At 52.0% G+C, this 17,585-nt stretch carries 21 protein-coding genes and 1 tRNA gene; 12 read left to right on the top strand and 10 right to left on the bottom strand.

What is annotated here, in order from left to right; translation table 11 throughout:
• Positions 1 to 115: 115 nt before the first annotated feature.
• The 10 genes from CKW26_RS00830 to CKW26_RS00785 all read left to right on the top strand — a co-directional run bounded on the left by CKW26_RS00830 (position 116) and on the right by CKW26_RS00785 (position 8,012).
• Positions 116 to 191, top strand: a tRNA-Thr gene (locus CKW26_RS00830).
• Between the two features lie 231 nt (positions 192 to 422).
• On the top strand, positions 423 to 1,580 hold the full coding sequence (locus tag CKW26_RS00825; protein ID WP_095047146.1) for an AAA family ATPase: 1,158 nt from the start codon (positions 423 to 425) through the stop codon (positions 1,578 to 1,580).
• 821 nt (positions 1,581 to 2,401) lie between these two features.
• Positions 2,402 to 3,382, top strand: coding sequence for an integrase domain-containing protein (locus CKW26_RS00815; protein ID WP_095047144.1), 981 nt, complete (start codon positions 2,402 to 2,404; stop codon positions 3,380 to 3,382).
• Positions 3,379 to 3,690, top strand: coding sequence for a hypothetical protein (locus tag CKW26_RS00810; RefSeq protein WP_095047143.1), 312 nt, complete (start codon positions 3,379 to 3,381; stop codon positions 3,688 to 3,690). Before CKW26_RS00815 ends, CKW26_RS00810 begins: the two co-directional genes overlap by 4 nt.
• Positions 3,691 to 3,811: 121 nt before the next feature.
• Positions 3,812 to 4,363, top strand: a complete 552-nt coding sequence (locus tag CKW26_RS00805) for a hypothetical protein (protein WP_095047142.1) — start codon at positions 3,812 to 3,814, stop codon at positions 4,361 to 4,363.
• 304 nt (positions 4,364 to 4,667) lie between these two features.
• Positions 4,668 to 4,853: a YhhA family cyclophane-containing RiPP gene (yhhA, locus tag CKW26_RS30385; protein ID WP_371857738.1), complete on the top strand. Its 186-nt coding sequence runs from the start codon at positions 4,668 to 4,670 to the stop codon at positions 4,851 to 4,853.
• 16 nt (positions 4,854 to 4,869) lie between these two features.
• Complete coding sequence (gene yhhB, locus CKW26_RS00800) at positions 4,870 to 5,991, top strand: cyclophane-forming radical SAM/SPASM peptide maturase YhhB (RefSeq protein ID WP_176471274.1); 1,122 nt, start codon at positions 4,870 to 4,872, stop codon at positions 5,989 to 5,991.
• Positions 5,988 to 6,569: a cyclophane-containing peptide 2OG-Fe(II) oxygenase YhhC gene (gene yhhC, locus CKW26_RS00795; protein ID WP_095047141.1), complete on the top strand. Its 582-nt coding sequence runs from the start codon at positions 5,988 to 5,990 to the stop codon at positions 6,567 to 6,569. The genes yhhB and yhhC overlap by 4 nt, the downstream gene beginning before the upstream one ends.
• A gap of 161 nt (positions 6,570 to 6,730) precedes the next feature.
• Positions 6,731 to 7,390: an HEXXH motif-containing putative peptide modification protein gene (locus CKW26_RS00790; RefSeq protein WP_176471273.1), complete on the top strand. Its 660-nt coding sequence runs from the start codon at positions 6,731 to 6,733 to the stop codon at positions 7,388 to 7,390.
• A 7-nt stretch (positions 7,391 to 7,397) separates the two neighbouring features.
• Positions 7,398 to 8,012 (top strand): hypothetical protein, encoded by a 615-nt coding sequence (locus CKW26_RS00785; protein WP_095047139.1) that lies wholly within the window; start codon positions 7,398 to 7,400, stop codon positions 8,010 to 8,012.
• 660 nt (positions 8,013 to 8,672) lie between these two features.
• Here CKW26_RS00785 and CKW26_RS00780 read toward each other — a convergent pair.
• Positions 8,673 to 8,957, bottom strand: coding sequence for a DNA-binding transcriptional regulator (locus tag CKW26_RS00780; protein ID WP_016986316.1), 285 nt, complete (start codon positions 8,955 to 8,957; stop codon positions 8,673 to 8,675).
• On the bottom strand, positions 8,947 to 9,264 hold the full coding sequence (locus CKW26_RS00775) for a hypothetical protein (RefSeq protein WP_026000690.1): 318 nt from the start codon (positions 9,262 to 9,264) through the stop codon (positions 8,947 to 8,949). Before CKW26_RS00775 ends, CKW26_RS00780 begins: the two co-directional genes overlap by 11 nt.
• Before the next feature lie 471 nt (positions 9,265 to 9,735).
• Here CKW26_RS00775 and CKW26_RS00770 point away from each other — a divergent pair, with 471 nt between their 5' ends.
• Positions 9,736 to 10,017, top strand: coding sequence for a DUF3077 domain-containing protein (locus CKW26_RS00770; RefSeq protein WP_095047138.1), 282 nt, complete (start codon positions 9,736 to 9,738; stop codon positions 10,015 to 10,017).
• A gap of 42 nt (positions 10,018 to 10,059) precedes the next feature.
• On the opposite strand, the gene CKW26_RS00765 is transcribed toward CKW26_RS00770, so the two are convergent.
• Both CKW26_RS00765 and CKW26_RS00760 read right to left on the bottom strand, forming a co-directional pair.
• Positions 10,060 to 10,734 (bottom strand): RES family NAD+ phosphorylase, encoded by a 675-nt coding sequence (locus CKW26_RS00765; protein WP_095047137.1) that lies wholly within the window; start codon positions 10,732 to 10,734, stop codon positions 10,060 to 10,062.
• A gap of 2 nt (positions 10,735 to 10,736) precedes the next feature.
• The gene (locus tag CKW26_RS00760; RefSeq protein ID WP_095047136.1) at positions 10,737 to 11,144 is read right to left on the bottom strand and encodes an MbcA/ParS/Xre antitoxin family protein; all 408 of its coding nucleotides are present in this window, start codon (positions 11,142 to 11,144) and stop codon (positions 10,737 to 10,739) included.
• Between the two features lie 858 nt (positions 11,145 to 12,002).
• Here CKW26_RS00760 and CKW26_RS00750 point away from each other — a divergent pair.
• Positions 12,003 to 12,929 (top strand): LysR family transcriptional regulator, encoded by a 927-nt coding sequence (locus tag CKW26_RS00750; RefSeq protein WP_008080520.1) that lies wholly within the window; start codon positions 12,003 to 12,005, stop codon positions 12,927 to 12,929.
• Here CKW26_RS00750 and CKW26_RS00745 read toward each other — a convergent pair.
• The 6 genes from CKW26_RS00745 to CKW26_RS00720 all read right to left on the bottom strand — a co-directional run bounded on the left by CKW26_RS00745 (position 12,846) and on the right by CKW26_RS00720 (position 17,579).
• Positions 12,846 to 13,163 (bottom strand): AzlD domain-containing protein, encoded by a 318-nt coding sequence (locus CKW26_RS00745; protein WP_007952614.1) that lies wholly within the window; start codon positions 13,161 to 13,163, stop codon positions 12,846 to 12,848. The genes CKW26_RS00750 and CKW26_RS00745 overlap by 84 nt on opposite strands.
• Positions 13,142 to 13,858, bottom strand: coding sequence for an AzlC family ABC transporter permease (locus CKW26_RS00740; RefSeq protein WP_007909125.1), 717 nt, complete (start codon positions 13,856 to 13,858; stop codon positions 13,142 to 13,144). Before CKW26_RS00740 ends, CKW26_RS00745 begins: the two co-directional genes overlap by 22 nt.
• The gene (locus CKW26_RS00735; protein ID WP_008080517.1) at positions 13,855 to 14,232 is read right to left on the bottom strand and encodes a GNAT family N-acetyltransferase; all 378 of its coding nucleotides are present in this window, start codon (positions 14,230 to 14,232) and stop codon (positions 13,855 to 13,857) included. Before CKW26_RS00735 ends, CKW26_RS00740 begins: the two co-directional genes overlap by 4 nt.
• A gap of 79 nt (positions 14,233 to 14,311) precedes the next feature.
• Entirely contained in the window at positions 14,312 to 15,058 is a 747-nt protein-coding gene (locus CKW26_RS00730) for a 2OG-Fe dioxygenase family protein (protein ID WP_034151909.1), read from the bottom strand.
• Positions 15,059 to 15,290: 232 nt separating this feature from the next.
• Entirely contained in the window at positions 15,291 to 16,613 is a 1,323-nt protein-coding gene (locus CKW26_RS00725) for an OprD family porin (RefSeq protein ID WP_095047134.1), read from the bottom strand.
• A 297-nt stretch (positions 16,614 to 16,910) separates the two neighbouring features.
• Positions 16,911 to 17,579 carry a DsbA family protein gene (locus CKW26_RS00720; protein WP_095047133.1) on the bottom strand — a complete coding sequence of 223 codons (669 nt, stop codon included), beginning with the start codon at positions 17,577 to 17,579 and terminating at the stop codon, positions 16,911 to 16,913.
• Positions 17,580 to 17,585: the final 6 nt, after the last annotated feature.

Here is a 17,585-nt window from a genome sequence, read left to right as displayed (position 1 = left end):
AAGGCGCAAATCCTACGTTGCGCATTGCGCAGGGCTTAATTTGCTGCGATGCAAAAATAGTCTGAATTCAGGGGTTTACAGGATCTTCCCAATCGCTATAATCGTCGCCCACAACGCCGGTATAGCTCAGTTGGTAGAGCAACTGACTTGTAATCAGTAGGTCCCGGGTTCGACTCCTGGTGCCGGCACCATACAAAACAAAGCCCCTGCAGAAATGCAGGGGCTTTGTTGTTTCTGGGGTGGTCATATTTTTGGCAGTGTTTCTGCTTCAGTAGAAATTGCTCCCTTCTTCCCCGTACTCGCCACACTTCCGCTTACAAACCCCGAAAGCATCGCGTTGCCTCATAGGTTCACACTTCAGTCTTTATGCCAAATTATGAGTTGGCGATAATTATTGTGTGGGCATAAAGAGGTGTAATCGTATGAGCCGCATTTTTCAGCGCCCTGTATTGGCTGAATCAATGGCACGCCGGCTTCTCAATCCAGATGTACTCGATGAAAGTCTGCGCTCAGGGCTCTTTCTGTTTGGCCTGCGCCGTACAGGCAAAACGACGTTTCTGAGGAATGATCTCATCCCGGCCCTGGAAGAAGCAGGTGCTTTGGTCATCTACGTCGACTTATGGAGCGACACTCTGGCTAACCCGGCAACGCTCGTGCACAACGTCATCCGGGAAACCCTGAAAGATCTGCAAACACCTGGCTCCTCTGCCTTGGAAACATTCAAGCGAGTCAGCAATGTTGAAATCGGCGCCGCTGGGTTCAAGTTCGGCTTCAAACTCGACAGCATTGGCAACGTCGACAGCCCAACACTGGCGCAAGCACTCACCGAAGTCATAGATCAAGCTAGGACTGATCTGGTGTTGATCATTGACGAGGTGCAGCACGCCATTTCCTCAGACGACGGCAATCAGCTGCTCCTGGCACTCAAAGCCGCTCGCGATGCAATCAACCCTCGTCCGAAAACGCCGGGATACTTTCTATTTATCGGAACAGGTTCGCACAGAGCGCAAGTCAGCGAACTGACCGCCAAACGCAACCACGCCTTTTCCGGAGCCACGTCAGCAGCCTATCCATTGCTGAAAGGCGATTACGTTGAATTCCTGCTCAACCGACTCGCAATGACCGTGAAGCAGGACAAATTACCGTCCCTCGAAGCTGCAATCGAAGCGTTCGACACTTTGGGCAATCGACCTGAAGAAATGCTGAAGGCCCTACGCCAACTCTTACAGCAAGAGGGCGAGCCCGATGTGTTCCTACCGGTAATCGCCAGCACATTGCGCTCGGCAACGGCGAGCATCGAGCTGGAAAAAGTCGAGCAACTGGGTAGCCTCGCTCAAGCCGTTTTCAACAAGATCGCCTCTACAGCAGGCGATGCTCGCGGAATTTTCTCCACTGACGCAGCGGCTGAGTATTCAAAGTCAGTCGGGCGAGAGGTACGGATCGAAGAGATTCAACCGGTGGTGATTGCGCTGGTTGCCGAGAACATCATCATGCGACGCGGCCATGGGATTTATGCGATTACAGATCAGTTTGTTCAAGAGATCTGGCTGGAAGAGCGGGCTTTGATAGAGGGGAGTTAGGCTGCGGGCTGATTTTTTTCAGTGACGGCATTTCTGCCGTGCAGTTAACGCAATCATCTCAGTGAGCCAGTTCGGGGCGAACGTCACTCCTCCAAGATCAAGATGACGAACTATCCACAGACGTAGAAAAGATCGGGCAAAACGCTGTCTTTGACAGCAACCCAGGTAGCCAGAACCTTTAAGGCTACACCACACCGTGGTGGTTCTCCCAAAGTGCGATTAGCGTCCGGCGGCTCGCACGGTCACAGCGATGTGATGGATGCCTACTTTTACCAGCGTGCCCACTGCGGCAACTCATTCCCTTTCCTAGCTGCCCTGCAGCAACCTATCCGCTTGGCCATTTCATTGCGCCAACCTGCGCCCGTCTCTTTCTCCCGGAAAGAGACGGGCGCTCCTACCGCTGCTGCAGCCCAAATCGTACAAGGCTTTGCGGCATTCCCCCTCGTGACAATCGGCGTGACAAACACCGAAGTCACCAGCAACAGCGATGCAGATGATGGTGCCGCAGCCCACGGAGTGGACTGCACCTGACTGACAGTCAGGCATGCCCCTGTCATCGCATCACAGCCTTCACCCGACTCAGGATCTCGCGGCATCGGTCTCGTCACCCAGTGCAGCCTCCACCCGCCCACTTCTTCAGAGGTGTTCAGGAGGCCAGATCATGAGATGCCCAAGATCCCGGTCGTGGAGAGCCGCCAGTCCCGCGTTTGTGGACAACCCTCACAGGTCGCAGGGGCCTTGATCCCTGATAACACTCAACATTCTTGGCGGGATGACGTGGGGAAGGTTTTAAAAGTTTTGGCTTCGAGAGGAGTTCGAAAATGGCACTGGTAGGTAAACGTGACGGGCGCAATTTTGGCTATGGCCGGCAACTGAGTTATGCCGGGCCGCAAGCGCTGAAAGATCTATTTGGCTGCGGACATTACGGCACGGTCAAGGCGCACAGTGATCGCTGGCAGGCGTTCGTGCGCTGGTGTCGGTCGGAGGATGGGCCGGGGTTTAACGATGCACGAAAAGTTGATCGGCAGACCTTGCTGGACTACGTCGAACATCTGCAGCAGCAAGTTGAACATGGGGCTATCTGCATCGCCACCGCGCAGAACCGGTTATCCAGCGTGAACCGAACGATGGCGGCGCTTCGCGGTGATCAGTATGTGAAAGTACCGAGTCCGAGTAAGGCGCTAGGCATGCGGCGCACCAGTGTTCGTCGTTCAGTGCCGCAAGGCCAAGACCGCGAACAGGTGAAGCGGATCGCCGAGGTGCTTTGCGAGCACCGGCAGCTGCGCCCCGCGGCCATTGCGCAGTTGGCGCGAGCTACCGGCATGCGCATATGCGAGACCATTTTGGCCGACCTTCCGCGTCTAAAGCGTGAAGCCGAGCACTACGGCAAGATCAATATCCAGGACGGAACCAAAGGTGGCCGCTCCGGCGCGTCGGCACCCCGCTGGATTACTGTAGATGATCATATTCGTGACGCGCTCAGTTTTGCCGAACAGGTCTCGCCTGACGGTAGTCACAACTTGCTTGCGCCGAACGAAAGCTACCTCGATTTTCAACGGCAGATCGTCCGCCCTGCAAGGGACATCCTCCATACCCACAACCTCAAGGGCTTTCATGAACTACGGGCGGTTTATGCGTGCGAACGCTATGAGCAGATTACCCAGCATCCCGCACCCATCAATGGTGGCCGTTGCTACCAGATCGACCGGCACCTAGATCAGGAGGCCCAAGACCCAATCAGCTATGAACTCGGGCACGGCCGTATCCACGTGGTATCGGCTTACATTGGCGGTCGAGCATGAGCAAGCCATTCGATATGGAGCTTTTCCTGGCCGGCATCCTGACCGGAGCACATGACACACGCCAGTGTCACCTACGCCAGGCAAAGGCCATTCAAGTGGCGATTGCTAATCGCTGGCAACGAGATAACCCATGGACCTGGAAGCAAAAACATCTCTACTGGTTTCTAAATCAGCACTTGGACCAGTACGCAGAATCGACCCGCTATTACTATTTGCTGACCGTGTACTTGCTCACTTACCGCTTAGGTAAACCCTGGCAGTTCAAAGTACTAGGCGAATGTCATGGAGCGGCCAGAAGAGCGCGATAGAAAAGCGAAATCTAAAACGTCCAGCAGTCGATGCCGGGGTACATCACTAGTAGTGACCAGCGGCAATGGCGAGAGCCATCAGATCAAACCTGGACAGGTTACAAAAGCTTAGCGTCTAAAAATGGACCACCCGGAACTGGCCATTGCCGATTTGGTACACATCACCCGCCCCCCCTCACTCGACCTGACCAACGGCGACCGGATGCGATTGGTCAGCACAGCCAACGCTGTGATCGAGCTGGTTTCGACCAAAGAGCGGGACGGAAAGCCGGAGTGCGTGGTGAAGTTGCCAGAGAGAAAACCGTTGCAACTAGAACACGCTTACTCCGCGATTTTTTGCAGTGAACAGGGTCTGACCAATGATCTGGTGATGATCTTCGCCACCACCAAGAGCCGTACCACTTCGCTCAATATCTTCTACATGTCCATCAGTCGGGGGCGATTAGAGGCGAGGATCTACACCGACGCTATCGCCGGTTTGCCAAGGGCCATTGCCAAGCGCAACGAAAAAACCATAGCTCTGGCCCTGCAAAAGGAGTGTGGCGTCCAGCGTCTGCAGAAAGCACATGCTCCAAAAACGGTGGTGGATGGGCCGAAAACCGAGCGTACCCTGGAACGCGAAAAACGTATGCGGTCCAACAGCTCAAATGGCGGCATGGAACACACTAAATAGGGGAAAAGAGAGAACACGGAAAAATAGCTGTTAGACCAAGGCGCAGCCTTCTAGGCCCACTACCACGAAGGGTTCTGGCGCTGTAAACCGCAATCATCGGGATTTTGCTGAAGCCTGGTATCTATTTTTATTTTGAAAAACATATCTATTTGTTTTTTATAGTTTTTTTTACTTTATCGCGTTATTAAATTCACATAAATAATAACTAAGATGTTGATCTTTAACGATTTTTTTAGATATTGCACATGTTCTATGTTTTGGCTATCGTAGTGCCATCACCCACACAGATAATAGGATATTGGCAATGTCACATACCCAAAACCAAAGTGCTACCACCTCAAACCAAGCCAGTGCGTTTGGTTCGAAGGTGGAAATTGATCCAACGAGTCTTTCGAGCATCACACTCGCTCGCTTGGCGGAAGAAGTTAAAAATCACGGTCCTATGGTATACGGATCGTTCGATCGCGTTCATAACCGTCATAATCGTTAAGTAGAAGGTGCAGTACGTGCAAATTGATACGGTTCTGGTGAAAGTCGCGAGCAGATGTAATATTAATTGCACGTACTGCTATATTTATAATATGGGAGATGAAGGTTGGCGTGACATGCCAAATTTGATATCCAAAGCCACAATAAAGGATTTGGCCCGCTCCCTTGCTCAGCTAATCAAAGACCAAGTTAGTCAATTTGCCACCGTGCTTCATGGAGGGGAGCCTTTAATGCTGGGAGCGCGGCGCCTCCAGTATTTGCTAACGGAGCTTAGAAGCGTTTTGCCACTTGAGTATCCGATAAGTCTACAAACAAATGGCATTTTGATCACAGACGAAATTTTAGATTTATGCGCGCTGTATCGAGTTAGCGTATCGGTCAGCATTGATGGCCCTCAAGCCATTAATGACAAATTTAGAGTAGACAAACAAGGACGAGGAACTTATCAGAAAGTTGTTGACGGGATCACCCTCCTTAAAAACCATTCTGATTCCGAATTCCTCTATGCAGGGTTATTGTCTGTTATCGATCCTAGCTCAGACCCTGAAGCAGTTTATAACTGTCTAAAGAGACTTGGAACAAAATCTATAGACTTCCTATATCGAGATGGCAATCACACTAGCCTCCCCTATGGTAAAGATAGTTCAATCTCGACCGAATATGGAGAGTGGCTCGCTAAGCTGCTGGATATCTACATTGCTGACAGAGAGCCTGTTAAAATTAGATTTCTTGATGATATTTTGCGTATCGCGTTAGGTGGTTTTGGTGTTAAAGAGGGGCTTGGCGATAATTTTTATGGCATCGCCATTATTGAGACTGATGGAAGTCTTTCCAAAAACGATACATTAAAAAGCAATTTTGACGGCGCAGATAAGTTTGATGAAAAATGGATGATAACAACAGATCGATTATCAGAAGCATTTAACACATCAAGCTTCGAAGAGTACTATAAGCTTCAGCGCCCGACGTCAAGTGAATGTAACTCTTGCAAATACCTGACCATATGTGGCGGTGGAATGCCACTTCATCGCTGGAGTAGGGAAAACGCATATGACAATCCATCAGTCTACTGCAGTGATCAAAAACTATTGATAAGTAAAGCTATTACTATTCTTAACAACGAAGGAATGCTCCGTTGACGCTTCCTAATTTTCTAAATATTCCAAGAATAGCCCCTTACCCACACGCACTACAAGAAGGCGCGCTTTCAGACGCAGACAGTGAAGTGCTTCTTACTTGGCTTGAAAGTGATGCACCCTGGAAGTTAAAAATTGCTGAATTCTACCAACAGTATGAATTCAGTTTTCATGGACTACAACTACCAGATCACATTAACAGAATTTTTTCAAAAGACGCTATAAGCAAGCTTCGTGAAAATATCGAACAGTTATTTAGAGTTGATTTATCTGACAGAATTGACATAACAGCGCACAAACTAATAGGTAGTCAAGTAATTAAAATACATAACGACTTTATCCCGAAGCAAGAAACTCATAGGGTTTTAATCCAGCTCAATAGGGGTTGGACAGAAGCGAACGGGGGTATTTTAATGATTTTTTCTGACAAAACACCTGAAAGTTTATCGAGTGCGTTTCTGCCGCTGCACAATACTGCCTTTGCATTTGAAATATCACCTAGGTCGTTCCACGCTGTATCTGCTATAAATTCTGGAAAAAGATTTACTATTGTTTTTTCGTTCTTTAGGGCTGAGAAATGATTTCTTTACAAACCCATATTCAGAAGTATCTGAATAATTCTCGATCTGATATATGGTGGCCAAATCTCGCGTCATTTATTATTTTTCACTCGGGCCGCTACAGTTACCATTTGGAAAATTATAGTACAGCTTCAATAATTAGCAGTAAAGAAGCTGAGCCAGTGAAGATTCTTCCTATCTCCGCCCTTCCAGCTGCAAAATTAGAGTTCTTATGTGACGCACATGCTAAGTTTTTCGCTAAACAAAAAGTAAGACAAGTAAGCCTTGAGCGGTTTTGCGCTCCTGAAACAATAGAAAAAATAGACTCTGCCATCGACCTAATTAGAGTATCACCGACACTACTGGACGTTATCTCAAACCTGGTAAAGTCAGTCCATATAATCCATGCAGATCCTGGCTTTGACATCAGCTTTACAGACCCTGAACTACCGTTTAGTATTTTTATTTCCATTGCAACAGATAATAAACACCCTAAATTAAGGCTAGCAGAATCCATCATTCATGAGGCTATGCACCTGCAGCTTTCGATTATAGAGAAAGAAATCAGCCTAGTTCATGATGACAAATCAAAATTTTATTCTCCATGGAAAAAAATGTTACGCCCAACATCGGGAATTATGCATGCACTGTACGTATTTACTGCAATCAAGCAATGGCTTGAGTTGATAAAAAATACGCCAGAAGGGTACGACTATGCATGCTATCGACTAAGGGAAATTCAAGAAGAGTTTGCCTTGTTAAACTACGACGCTTGTTACGACTCTCTTACTGATAGCGGAAAAACTTTATTCGATACTATGACCTGTTCCCTAGAAGGATAAGTACTTCATGTCGAATCAGAAGGTGCGCACACTTGAGTTGAAGTTTGACGTCAAAGACAAAGATCATCTTATTTGGAATGATCAAGTGGTGATGTCCAGTAGTGAAACTGATTACTTTGAGAAGCTTTTCAGCAAGCTCAAAGAAACCAATATTTTATCGAGAAATACTTTAGAGATCGGTTTTGGGTTAGGAATTTCTGCAAAACTAATTCAGAAAGAACTTTCACCCAATAGACATGACATCATAGAAATAGATAAAGGAATATATAGCGATCTACTAGTATTCTCTAATCAGCACCCATCAGTAAAGCCTATCTTAGGTGATTGGAGATCCTTAGAGTTAAGCAAAAAAGAATATGACTTTATTTTTCATGACTCTTACGATTACAGCGGCGCCGAAGGCTGGGAGTTTGATAGCTCAAGAGATGACTATGAGACGTTTAAAAGTATCTTAAAGCCTGGCGGGCATGTGTGTCACCCACATTTCGGAGATGGGCCGGTCAGGGACGTTAATGGTTTTGAGACAATTATTCTAGAACGCTTAGTAGTAGCTCCAATTTTGATGTGGGACAAAACCATATGTCATGATGTCGCTATAATTTTACGAAAACCTATCAGATAATTTTCAGTAAAAGCGAGTTGATTTTCTTTACAAATTCCTTGGACAAACGCTTTCTTTAGTCATACGCGCCAGGACGTTTTTATTACTCAGATTTAATCTACCTTCCACAGCACACAGACAACAAGTCCAAGCTGCTCGCACTCTTTTCTAACCCCTCTAACTTTCCCAGTCCACGCCATTTAGTAGGCCCTATGCTCTCATTACCGCGTTGCTGAAAATTGACCCGGCAGTTGGGGCAATCGTGAAGCCAAGCACTCGGATCTGCGGCATCTTACTTTCGAGCTCTAAAGTTCACCCGTGAAGTTGACCGCCAGAGGGAATGTAGTTCCAGAACAGAATTTTTAAATACACCATGGCATCCCTTTGCGATATCAATTTTACTTATCCGAGTATTAATGAATCAGTCAAAAACTCTGTAACTACCAGCATCAGCCCAGCCGCCCATATGCGCGACAAGTAGATTGCATAGTATTAAAGCTAGGGATAAGGATACTCCATGAGGTAGCGCATAATACTATAGGATAAAATAATGATATAAATCATTAGCTTATGTAGCAATTCGATTCTTGGTGCCGCACCATACAAAACAAAGCCCCTGCAGAAATGCAGGGGCTTCGTTGTTTTCTGTAGCAGAAGTCTGCCCAAAGGTTTTAAGTGGTATCAAGCAGGATGCAGATCCCGCAAAGCTTCCGGATGCTGGCTGGCGACCCTAAGGAGAGTTTGAGCCGCACCCGTCGGCTGCCTGCGCCCCTGCTCCCAATCCTGCAAAGTCCGCAGACTCACACCGATCAGTTTGGCGAACGCACTTTGAGAAACGCCCACTTTGGCACGCGCTTCTGCTGCCGCAGAGAGCGGCACTTGAGTCACGCGTGCAGCCTTTCCAGCCTTCATCTGACGTACAGATTCCAGCAAGTCCTGCTGGAATTGCTCCAGTTCATCGACCATCGCTGATTTCCTCCTTCAGTTGCTTAAGGAAGGCTAAGGGCAAATCGTCAAACTTTGCCTTGGTGTAGGCAATGAGTAACCAGATCGAGCCTTCAGAAAGCGTGTTGTAATAAATGACACGTGTACCGCCTCGCTTACCCATGCCGTTGCGAGTCCACCGCACCTTGCGCAAACCTCCACTGCCAGGCACGACATCACCAGCCAGAGGATTTGCAGCAAGCCAATTTATGAATTCATGGCGCTCACCATCGACCCATATGGCGTCTGCATAGCGCTTGAACATTTCCGTTTCGATGATTGTATACATGAACCTGACTATACGGCTACGCCGTACAAACAAACCATAAACGTTTATAGGGACAGATCGACGAAATGCATGGCGCGAAGCCTTGTGAAATCTGTTGTAACGACAAGCCACTACTAGCCACCGTTGCTCATTCGCCCCTCGCAAAGCTACCGTTCAGTTCGTCGCTGCCAATTCAGCGACCGGGCCTGATAACCCGCGTAAGATACAGGCGCACCAGCGCCCCAACTCACATTTGCCGGCGCATTTTTTGTGTCTGCATAACCGTGCAATGGCGGCTGTGCGTGGGAGACCTTCGGGTCTGCCGGGTTCCTGTATCTCCGGTTTATCAGCCCGCGCATAGCTGCCACCCATTCGTCTGATAACGAATTGGCAGCTCTCATTTGATACAGGGAGTTAACAAATGAAAGCCATTGATCCGTCAGCAACACCGGTCAATTTACACCGTCCATCTCGAACGGCAGGTGAACCGAAATGACCCATTCTCAAGATCTGAAAACCCTGGGCCTCACCCACTTTTCCTTCCACTCCAATCAAGCGATGTTCCGCACCAATCGTGGTGTTCCCGTAATCGCCGCCCTTTCCCACGCCTCTCACTTGCTTCACATTTCACGACTGCTCACTGCGGACACTTCAGTCGCGCGCGATCCTGACCTTCACGCTTATGCCTCGCAGTATTTGCAGGAATTGAGCAAAGCGCTGATCGATGATGTCGTGAAAGTATTGGATGCGCCGCCGGACAAGCCGTTGATGTGAACGCCGGTGTCAGGCCCTCGCCGATACGAGGGCTTTTGCGTTTCAGACCTGACTGATCTCAAGCACAAACGAAATCTTCTGCTGACTTGCACTCCACACATACCGCAAATGCTTGCCCTGCTTCGGAACCGATACCGCTGGAGGTCGAAACGCGGCGACACACTCATGGCCCGGCAAACGAACGCTGTTGTAGAGCAGTCCCCACGACTCGGTTTCGCGCAGTTGACGGGCGAATAGCTGAGACGGCCCGTAAACCTCAGGATCCGGATTGTGCAGCTCGGGGTGATCGTGGCGGATATCGTGCAGCGGTTTAACCACCCGATTGACGTAAGTCCGCATGGTCAACTCAAGATCCGCTTCTTGGGTTGCCGCAAGAAATCGCTCCTGGTGATAACAGGTTTCGGAGATGGCCGCGGCTTGGCTGCTCGCAGCGTAGTAAACGCCGAAGCTGCCGTCGCAGAAACGACTGCGTTTGCCGATGTGGGTAAACGCAGCCATCACCGGAGTCGAGCCGGGGCCGGAGAGTCGATCTTCGGGACGCACTCGGGCGAGAACCCCGGCCTGTTCGATCAGGCGATCGTTGGTCAGCGCTTCTAGCGCGTAGGCAACTTCCAGGTCTTCGGGATCGAGCACGTCTTCGAACAACGCGATCGGCGGGAAGCTGCTGTTGACGATCCGGTAGGCTCTCGGCCATTGCACATCCACCAAATCGGGCATTTTCAACCGCGCACCCCGTCGAGGTAGCGGCGAACGTCGGCGATATCGATCACGCGCCCAGCCAGCATGTATTCCAGCGCCGTTTGGCCATTGAATGGCGCTGCCGTGTTCGGACTACTGACCCACGTGTAGGCACGCTCACGGCTGTTGCTGAAGATGATGCTCAACGCCTTATGAATGCCCATCAGGTAGGAGATGCGCTCAAGGGTGTCGTTAGGCAGACGTATGTTCGGCAGGTGTTTGTATTTGTAGAACGTGGTGTTACCAACGCCGCCGAGTAATGTGCGTTGCTGCTCGGCGCTACAGCCCCAGCGCTCCATAAGGTTGAAGAAGAACTTCAGCGCGACGCGGCCCGCTTCGGGGGCATCAAGTTGTTCACGTGGGATGAGGGCTGGGGATGAGGTAGTCATTGCGCCTCTCCTGATTTGATTTGCTTTCATACTAGTACAGATATGAACCAATTTATAAATCTGATTCGCAAGCGTAGAGACAATAATCCAAACCCAGATTGACAGCTTTACTCGCGATGCCGAGAATCGGCCCAAGAGCGCGAAACCGACTGCTATCAGGTGGCGATAGTCGGCGTTAGGAACCCCATTGATGACCTGAGGATCAGTGTCCGGGTGAGACCTCTCTCCCTATTTGGGGAGTAAAAAAAGACCGACAGCGATGTCGGTTTTTTATTGCCTCAATTATTTGAGCATTCCGTCGACCGACTCAAACCGCTGCAGAATATTCAGTGCTTCCAACATCGTTTGAGCTGTCTTATCCGTAGGGATTCGTGCAACGGAAGGCCGCTCTCGAGTCTCAATAACCTGGTGCTGCCGGGTGCCATTTGGGCAGTCCAGATCAACCGCTTCTTGTGATGCACTCAATTCGCCCACCTCATTCGGATCCGCAGCCATATAGGCTTGATGCCTTCCCACTGCTACTTCATCTGCTTTGACGAGTCGCCGCTATCAGCTCGGTCGCAAGTTAGCCTAAGACGCATCCACGTATTTCGCAGGCCAAAACCACTAACGTTGTCAGCCTTTTCCCCGTGAAAAATCGCCCCCTCGCACCAAAACCACGCACTTTTTTTGACCCCCATCACCCCCACGTCACCAAAAACCCCGATCCTGTGTCAGCCTCCAGCCATCGGCGAGGACATCGATTCGCTACTAAACCCGCGACAACTATGCTCAGGTACAGGAATATAGCCAGCATATGGCGCCTGACCGGCAGTCTCGTAAACAACAATACCCAGCCCACTTCAGAGGGCATTACCCATGGATAGCAGAACCTTACGCAACCTCATGCGCATCGTGCAGACCGGCTCGTTGTCGGCCGCAGCCGAGCATTCGTGCCTGACTGTGCAGGCGTTGGCCGCGCAGTTGAACAAGGTCGAAGAGCAGTTCGGTTTCCGCTTGTTTCGACGTTCCAACAAAGGGCTGACGCTGACGCCGCAAGGCACTGAGCTGACGCCTTATATGGACAAAGTGCTGATTGCCACGCGACAGATGGAAGAGAAAGTCGAGGCACTGAAAGTGCCGGGCCAGCGCACGTTGAAGGTTGCGTTGAACAACACCTTGTCGCCTGATTTCAACCGGCGAATGATCGGACGCCTGATCGAGGTGTTTCCCGATTATCAGATGGAATTCAGCTACGCCGAGTCGATGGAAAACCTCAGCAAGCTGAAAAATGAGGACTTTGACCTTGCGGTGCTGATCGGTCCGCAGCGGCCGGGTTTGCCGAGCATTGTCTTGCCGGATGTGCAGGTACAAGTGGTCGGCGCGCATTGCGGGCAGGAAAACGATCCGCTGACATTACTGGGCAACAAGTTTCAGGTGCGTCCTGCGGAAGATTGTCCGTATTCCCACAGCTTTTTGCGTTTTCTCGACGCCGGGCTGGGCAATCACGAGAACGGCCAGCGCATGGTCTATTCGTGCAGTGAAACGTTGACGCTGTCGTTGATTACGCAGATGGATGCGGTCGGCATGGTTTCGCGTGAGGCCGCGCAGAAGAACGGCCTGACGATTTTCCCCGGTTTCGAGGATTTCCTCGAGGTGCGCCTGGCGGTGAACAATCCGGAGTTGTCGAGCCAGGCGCTCAGCGACGTTGTCGATTTGCCGTTACATGAACGAGCCGAGCGCAATGTACGCAGCCGTCCCAACCGCCACACTGAGAAAGAGGTTTTTGCTGAAATACGCACATAACAACGTCGGAATCGCGGCATAGAATTCCGGGCGATCGAGCTGTATGTGCTGATCCTTGATCAACAAGGGTGTCAGGCTGATCGCAGCGACGATCGCCACCGGCAAGTATTCCAGCGCCCGCGCAACGAACGGCGGCCAGTGCTCGGTGTTGACTTGCAGTGGCAGCGCGCGTGGCAGGAAAGTCACGGCCATCATCAGCGCAACCACCAGAATCAGGAACGTTTGGTCAGGCATACACCCACTCCGCAGCCCACAAACGTGGCGATAAACACATTGAACGGCGAACTGCCGACCAGACTCAACGCGCCCATGCACAGCACAGCGGCCGCAGCGGCAATGAGTTTGTTGCGCGTGTTGCACAGCGACACCAGCACGTAGAGCATCATCGCCGTCAGGGCGTAGTCGAGCTGATATTTGATCAGGTGCGCCGCGTACTGTGCGCAGACCGCGCCAAGCAAACCACCGAGCACCCACGAGGTGTGGCAGAACAGGTTGAAGCCGATCAGATAACGCACGTTGACCGGTGCGCCAGTGCCAAGTTTGACGCTGTGGAACGCGAAGGATTCATCGGTCAGGCCACCGGCATAAGCCCAGCGTTCCATGCGGCTGAGCCCCAGCGCCCGCAGGGCCTTGGCCATGTACACCGACATCAGCATGTGCCGCGCATTGATCAGGAACGTAGTCAGCACGATGGTGGTCAGCGAGGCGCCGCTAGAGATCAGCGCCAGCGCGGCGAATTGCGAAGCGCCGGCATATACGAACAAACACATCGCCACTGGCAGCCACATCGGCAACCCGGCGTTGACGGCCATCAGCCCGAACACGAATGACACCGTGAAGTAGCCAGCGACGACCGGGCTGGCTTCGGCAAACGTGCGCGACGGCTGATGGGCAGCCATCAGCGGCGCACTGCCGGACGTTTCATTCATAGATCCCTCTCAAATGTCCGCTCGCCGTGGGGCTCGCAAAAACCCTGGGCAGTCCAGAATCGCTTGCCCGCGAGGTTAGCATCGTCGACGAACAGAAACATCCGTAACACGCCGACCCGTTTCATATCGGACGACGCCGCTTCAACCAGTCGTTGACCCACGCCCTGACTGCGATAGCGCGGGCTGACCGCCAGATGATTGATGGTGCCGCGACTGCCGAGCATGCCACCGAGTACCGCGCCGACGATCTCGCCCGCCACGTCAAAGGCGAGATAGGCCGTGGTGGTTTTCTGGATCAGCACGCCACGCAGGCACTTGGCGTCCTGCCACTCGCAGAAGGACACTTCGTCGAACTGGCGGAAAAAGCGCTCCATGCGCTGCGCATCCTTGGCCGTGGCGCGTCGCAGCACCACCGGCGTCGAGCACTCGACGCCGTCGATTGGGGTGATCTGATTAGCGAACAATGTCGAAAGCGGTCCCGGGCCGCGAGAAGGAGATCGCCAGAATCTGCCGGTACGCCATCGCATGGGTGTGCGTGTTGCGGGCCGGGGTCACGTAGTGGCGCATGTCGCGATCGAGGAAGTAGGTGGTGTCGAGAATTTCCTGGTAAGTGGTCGACGCCAGTTGATGCTCGTGGATGTCGTACAAACGACTCTCCGCGCCCTCGACATTATTGCGGCCCCAGAAGTGCACACCGCTGAACGGATAGCCGTCGCAGTGAATGCCTTCGGGGGTGATTTCCAGTTGCTTGCCGGGTTTGATTTCGATGCGGATCTGATGGATCTGGCACTGCCAGATTTCATCGTGCAGCTCTTCCGGCAGTACGCTTTTGTACACTTCGAAATCGGTGTCGATCAGGCTGCGCATCACCGGTGAAGTAATTACTTCATCGGAGAAGTCCTGAAAGTGTCGTACCAGGCCGCCAACATAGGCGTTGTTCTCTTTCGACTGCACGTAGGCGCGATGCTCGAGTTGCTTGAGCTCGCGGGTTTTCGGGTTGTACTCAAAGTCGCTATAACGACGGTAACGCATGCCGGCTTCGGCCTGACCGTAGTAGCTGTCAGGCTCCATGTTTTCCCAACTTTTGGTCAGTCTGACGAAGTCGGCAAAATGACCGTAGAGATTGAAGTCACCACCCTGGACGTTGACATATTTGTCGCGCCGTAGCGATTCGCCCACTTCTCTGTTCAAAACGATCATTACCAAATTCTCCGCTGCGTTGAGCGGCCTAATCTATTAGGTGGAGAATTTGCGTCCATGAGAAAGAATTTCAGGCATTTAAAGTCCTGTTTGAAGCGGCGCTTGAAGCGACCTGAAAACAACTTTTACATGACAAAAACACCGGTTTATTCCGGTTTCCATCGAAAAACCGTCGAAAAAAAACCCCGAACCAGTCGGGGTTTTTCTTACGTTTCTTACACTGGATCAGGCATTAGAAAATGTTGATCGGGTAATCCACGAAAACGCGCAGTTCGTTACCGCTGACGTTGTACTCGCTGGATTTCTGCGAAACACGCAGGATCGAGCTGCGCAGTTTCACGCTCAGGTCTTTGGCCGGGCCACTTTGCACGACGTACTTGAACTGGTTGAAGATTTCGCGCTCGGTGCCGCCTTCGCTGGTGGACGTGGTGATGTTGTCGCCACGTACGTAAGCGAAGTTGTAGCTCAGGCCCGGCACGCCGAATGCGCCGAAGTCGAGGCCGTAGCCCAACTGCCAGCTGCGCTCGTCTTCAGCGTTGAAGTCCGACCAGTAGGAGTTGGCCAGGTAGATGGTGTTGCCGCCATCGCCGACACGCTGCTGATCTTTCTGGTAGCCGCCGTAGGCGTAGCCCAGGTTGCTGTCGCCAGTGGAGCGCTGGTGCGCCACGGTGAACGAGTGCGGGCCGGTGGCGAAGGTGGCTGCCAGGCTCCAGATCTTGTTGTCCTGACCGGTGACGATGCTTTTGCCAGGCACGGTGTTTTCGCGCACGTAGGAGCTGTCCAGCTTGGTGCGATAGCCGTTGAAGTCCAGGGTCAGCGACTGATCCTTGTTGAACGGCAACACGTAGTTGGCGTTCACGTATTGTTTCTTCAATACGTCTTCAACGTCAGAAGCGTACAGCGCACCCTTGAAGCGCTCAGTGAACTGGTAGCTACCGCCCAACACATTGATCGACTTCAGACCACCGCTGTCACGGCCTTCATCGCTCTTGCGCGATTCGGCGGTGAAACGACCGGCGTTCAGTTCCAGGCCTTTGATCTCTTTGGAAGTGATCAACGTACCGGTGTAACTTTCCGGCAGCAGGCGGGAGTTGTCGTAGTTCAGCACCGGCAGGGCCGGCATCTGGTCACCGTAGGTCAGCACGGTGTTGGAGAAGCGAAACTTCACCGCCGCGCCGGCCTTGGCCAGGTCGTTGGCCGCACTGCCGTTGTGGCCTTCCTGATAGCTGTTTTCTTGCTTGAAGAAGTCGATACCACCGGCGCCGCTACGGCCCTTGCCGCCGTCCAGACGCAGGGCGTACAGACCGAAAGCGTCGACGCCGACACCGATGGTGCCTTGAGTGAAACCGGACGAGAACGTACCGATGGCCGCTTGGCCCCATTCGGCCTTGTCGTCGTTACCGTTTTTGTAATCACGATTGATGTAGGCATTGCGCAGCAGCACTTTGAGGCTGCTGTCTTCAACAAACCCCTTGGACTCGGCCTGGTCGTTAGCCATGGCCTGAGTGGCACTCAACATCCCCAGTGCGATCAGACTGATTCGCTTGTTCAACATTTTGTTTTCCTTATTACGGGTTGAAACGCGCTGTGTCGAACGGCGGAAACGGCGCTTTTGCACTCTTTTATTCACCCCGAAACAAAAAGGCCCGCCCACGATAATGTGATGGCGGGCCTGCTCCTTATTTTGAGTCATGGCGGTTGGCCACAGGCGTTGGGCCGAATCGTAGCCGTGCCCTGAACAATGTGTCAATTTCAAGAATCGTCTTTAAATAGGCGAAAAACGTCTAAGAAACGTAAATTTTGCGCTGAGTCCTTGCTGGGAAATGCACGCAACCAGTGAATCCCGTGCGTATCACGCACAGCCGTCGATAGAACAAAACGCAGAGGCTTTACCTGGCTCATCGAGCACGATGGCTTGTCTCAACCAATCGGCAAAAGCCTGCGGCTTGCCCAGCCAGGGACTGATGTCGACCAACTGGAATGTGCCGTCCTGCTCCAGAGCCATGGTCGGAAAACCCTGACCGCCCAATTGCGCCAGAAACCGGCGACTGGCTTTTATATGGCTCTCGCTGTCAACGGACTCCAGCGCAACGTGGAAATCTGCCTGTGCATAGCCCATCTGCATCGCCAATTCCAACAGCACGGCTGAATCGGCAATGCGTCGCCCTTCCACATAGTGCGCCGTCTGCAACCGCCCCAGCAGGCGCAAACCGCCGCCGTCGATGGCTTCAGCCGCCATGACCGCAGCAATCGCTGGCGTCGAATCGAACACCGCTGAGTAATCACGCAGCAAACCTTCGAAATAGGCCTCGCCAAAAGGCTGGCCGGTGTACTCGGCAATGCGTCGGTCATGGGGCATGACGTAATTGCGCAATTGCGGGGAAACACGCTGGCGATTGGCACCACTCATCATTCCGCCGGCATGGGCATTCACCGGCAACACTGACTGTGCCGCTTCCACCAGCGGCTTGGCGCCGTAACACCAGCCACACAGCGGATCGTAGATGTAGTGAAGAATCATGGAAAA

Source organism: Pseudomonas sp. Irchel s3h9 (genome assembly GCF_900187475.1).
Taxonomy (GTDB): domain Bacteria; phylum Pseudomonadota; class Gammaproteobacteria; order Pseudomonadales; family Pseudomonadaceae; genus Aquipseudomonas; species Aquipseudomonas neuropathica.
This window is presented reverse-complemented; position numbering and strand designations above follow the sequence as displayed.

Coding starts and splice junctions, on each gene's coding strand:
- CKW26_RS00825 (WP_095047146.1), top strand. CDS start 423: ATGAGCCGCATTTTTCAGCGCCCTGTATTGGCTGAATCAATGGCACGC.
- CKW26_RS00815 (WP_095047144.1), top strand. CDS start 2,402: ATGGCACTGGTAGGTAAACGTGACGGGCGCAATTTTGGCTATGGCCGG.
- CKW26_RS00810 (WP_095047143.1), top strand. CDS start 3,379: ATGAGCAAGCCATTCGATATGGAGCTTTTCCTGGCCGGCATCCTGACC.
- CKW26_RS00805 (WP_095047142.1), top strand. CDS start 3,812: ATGGACCACCCGGAACTGGCCATTGCCGATTTGGTACACATCACCCGC.
- yhhA (WP_371857738.1), top strand. CDS start 4,668: ATGTCACATACCCAAAACCAAAGTGCTACCACCTCAAACCAAGCCAGT.
- CKW26_RS00785 (WP_095047139.1), top strand. CDS start 7,398: ATGTCGAATCAGAAGGTGCGCACACTTGAGTTGAAGTTTGACGTCAAA.
- CKW26_RS00780 (WP_016986316.1), bottom strand. CDS start 8,957: ATGGTCGATGAACTGGAGCAATTCCAGCAGGACTTGCTGGAATCTGTA.
- CKW26_RS00775 (WP_026000690.1), bottom strand. CDS start 9,264: ATGTATACAATCATCGAAACGGAAATGTTCAAGCGCTATGCAGACGCC.
- CKW26_RS00770 (WP_095047138.1), top strand. CDS start 9,736: ATGACCCATTCTCAAGATCTGAAAACCCTGGGCCTCACCCACTTTTCC.
- CKW26_RS00765 (WP_095047137.1), bottom strand. CDS start 10,734: ATGCCCGATTTGGTGGATGTGCAATGGCCGAGAGCCTACCGGATCGTC.
- CKW26_RS00760 (WP_095047136.1), bottom strand. CDS start 11,144: ATGACTACCTCATCCCCAGCCCTCATCCCACGTGAACAACTTGATGCC.
- CKW26_RS00750 (WP_008080520.1), top strand. CDS start 12,003: ATGGATAGCAGAACCTTACGCAACCTCATGCGCATCGTGCAGACCGGC.
- CKW26_RS00745 (WP_007952614.1), bottom strand. CDS start 13,163: ATGCCTGACCAAACGTTCCTGATTCTGGTGGTTGCGCTGATGATGGCC.
- CKW26_RS00740 (WP_007909125.1), bottom strand. CDS start 13,858: ATGAATGAAACGTCCGGCAGTGCGCCGCTGATGGCTGCCCATCAGCCG.
- CKW26_RS00735 (WP_008080517.1), bottom strand. CDS start 14,232: ATGGAGCGCTTTTTCCGCCAGTTCGACGAAGTGTCCTTCTGCGAGTGG.
- CKW26_RS00730 (WP_034151909.1), bottom strand. CDS start 15,058: ATGATCGTTTTGAACAGAGAAGTGGGCGAATCGCTACGGCGCGACAAA.
- CKW26_RS00725 (WP_095047134.1), bottom strand. CDS start 16,613: ATGTTGAACAAGCGAATCAGTCTGATCGCACTGGGGATGTTGAGTGCC.
- CKW26_RS00720 (WP_095047133.1), bottom strand. CDS start 17,579: ATGATTCTTCACTACATCTACGATCCGCTGTGTGGCTGGTGTTACGGC.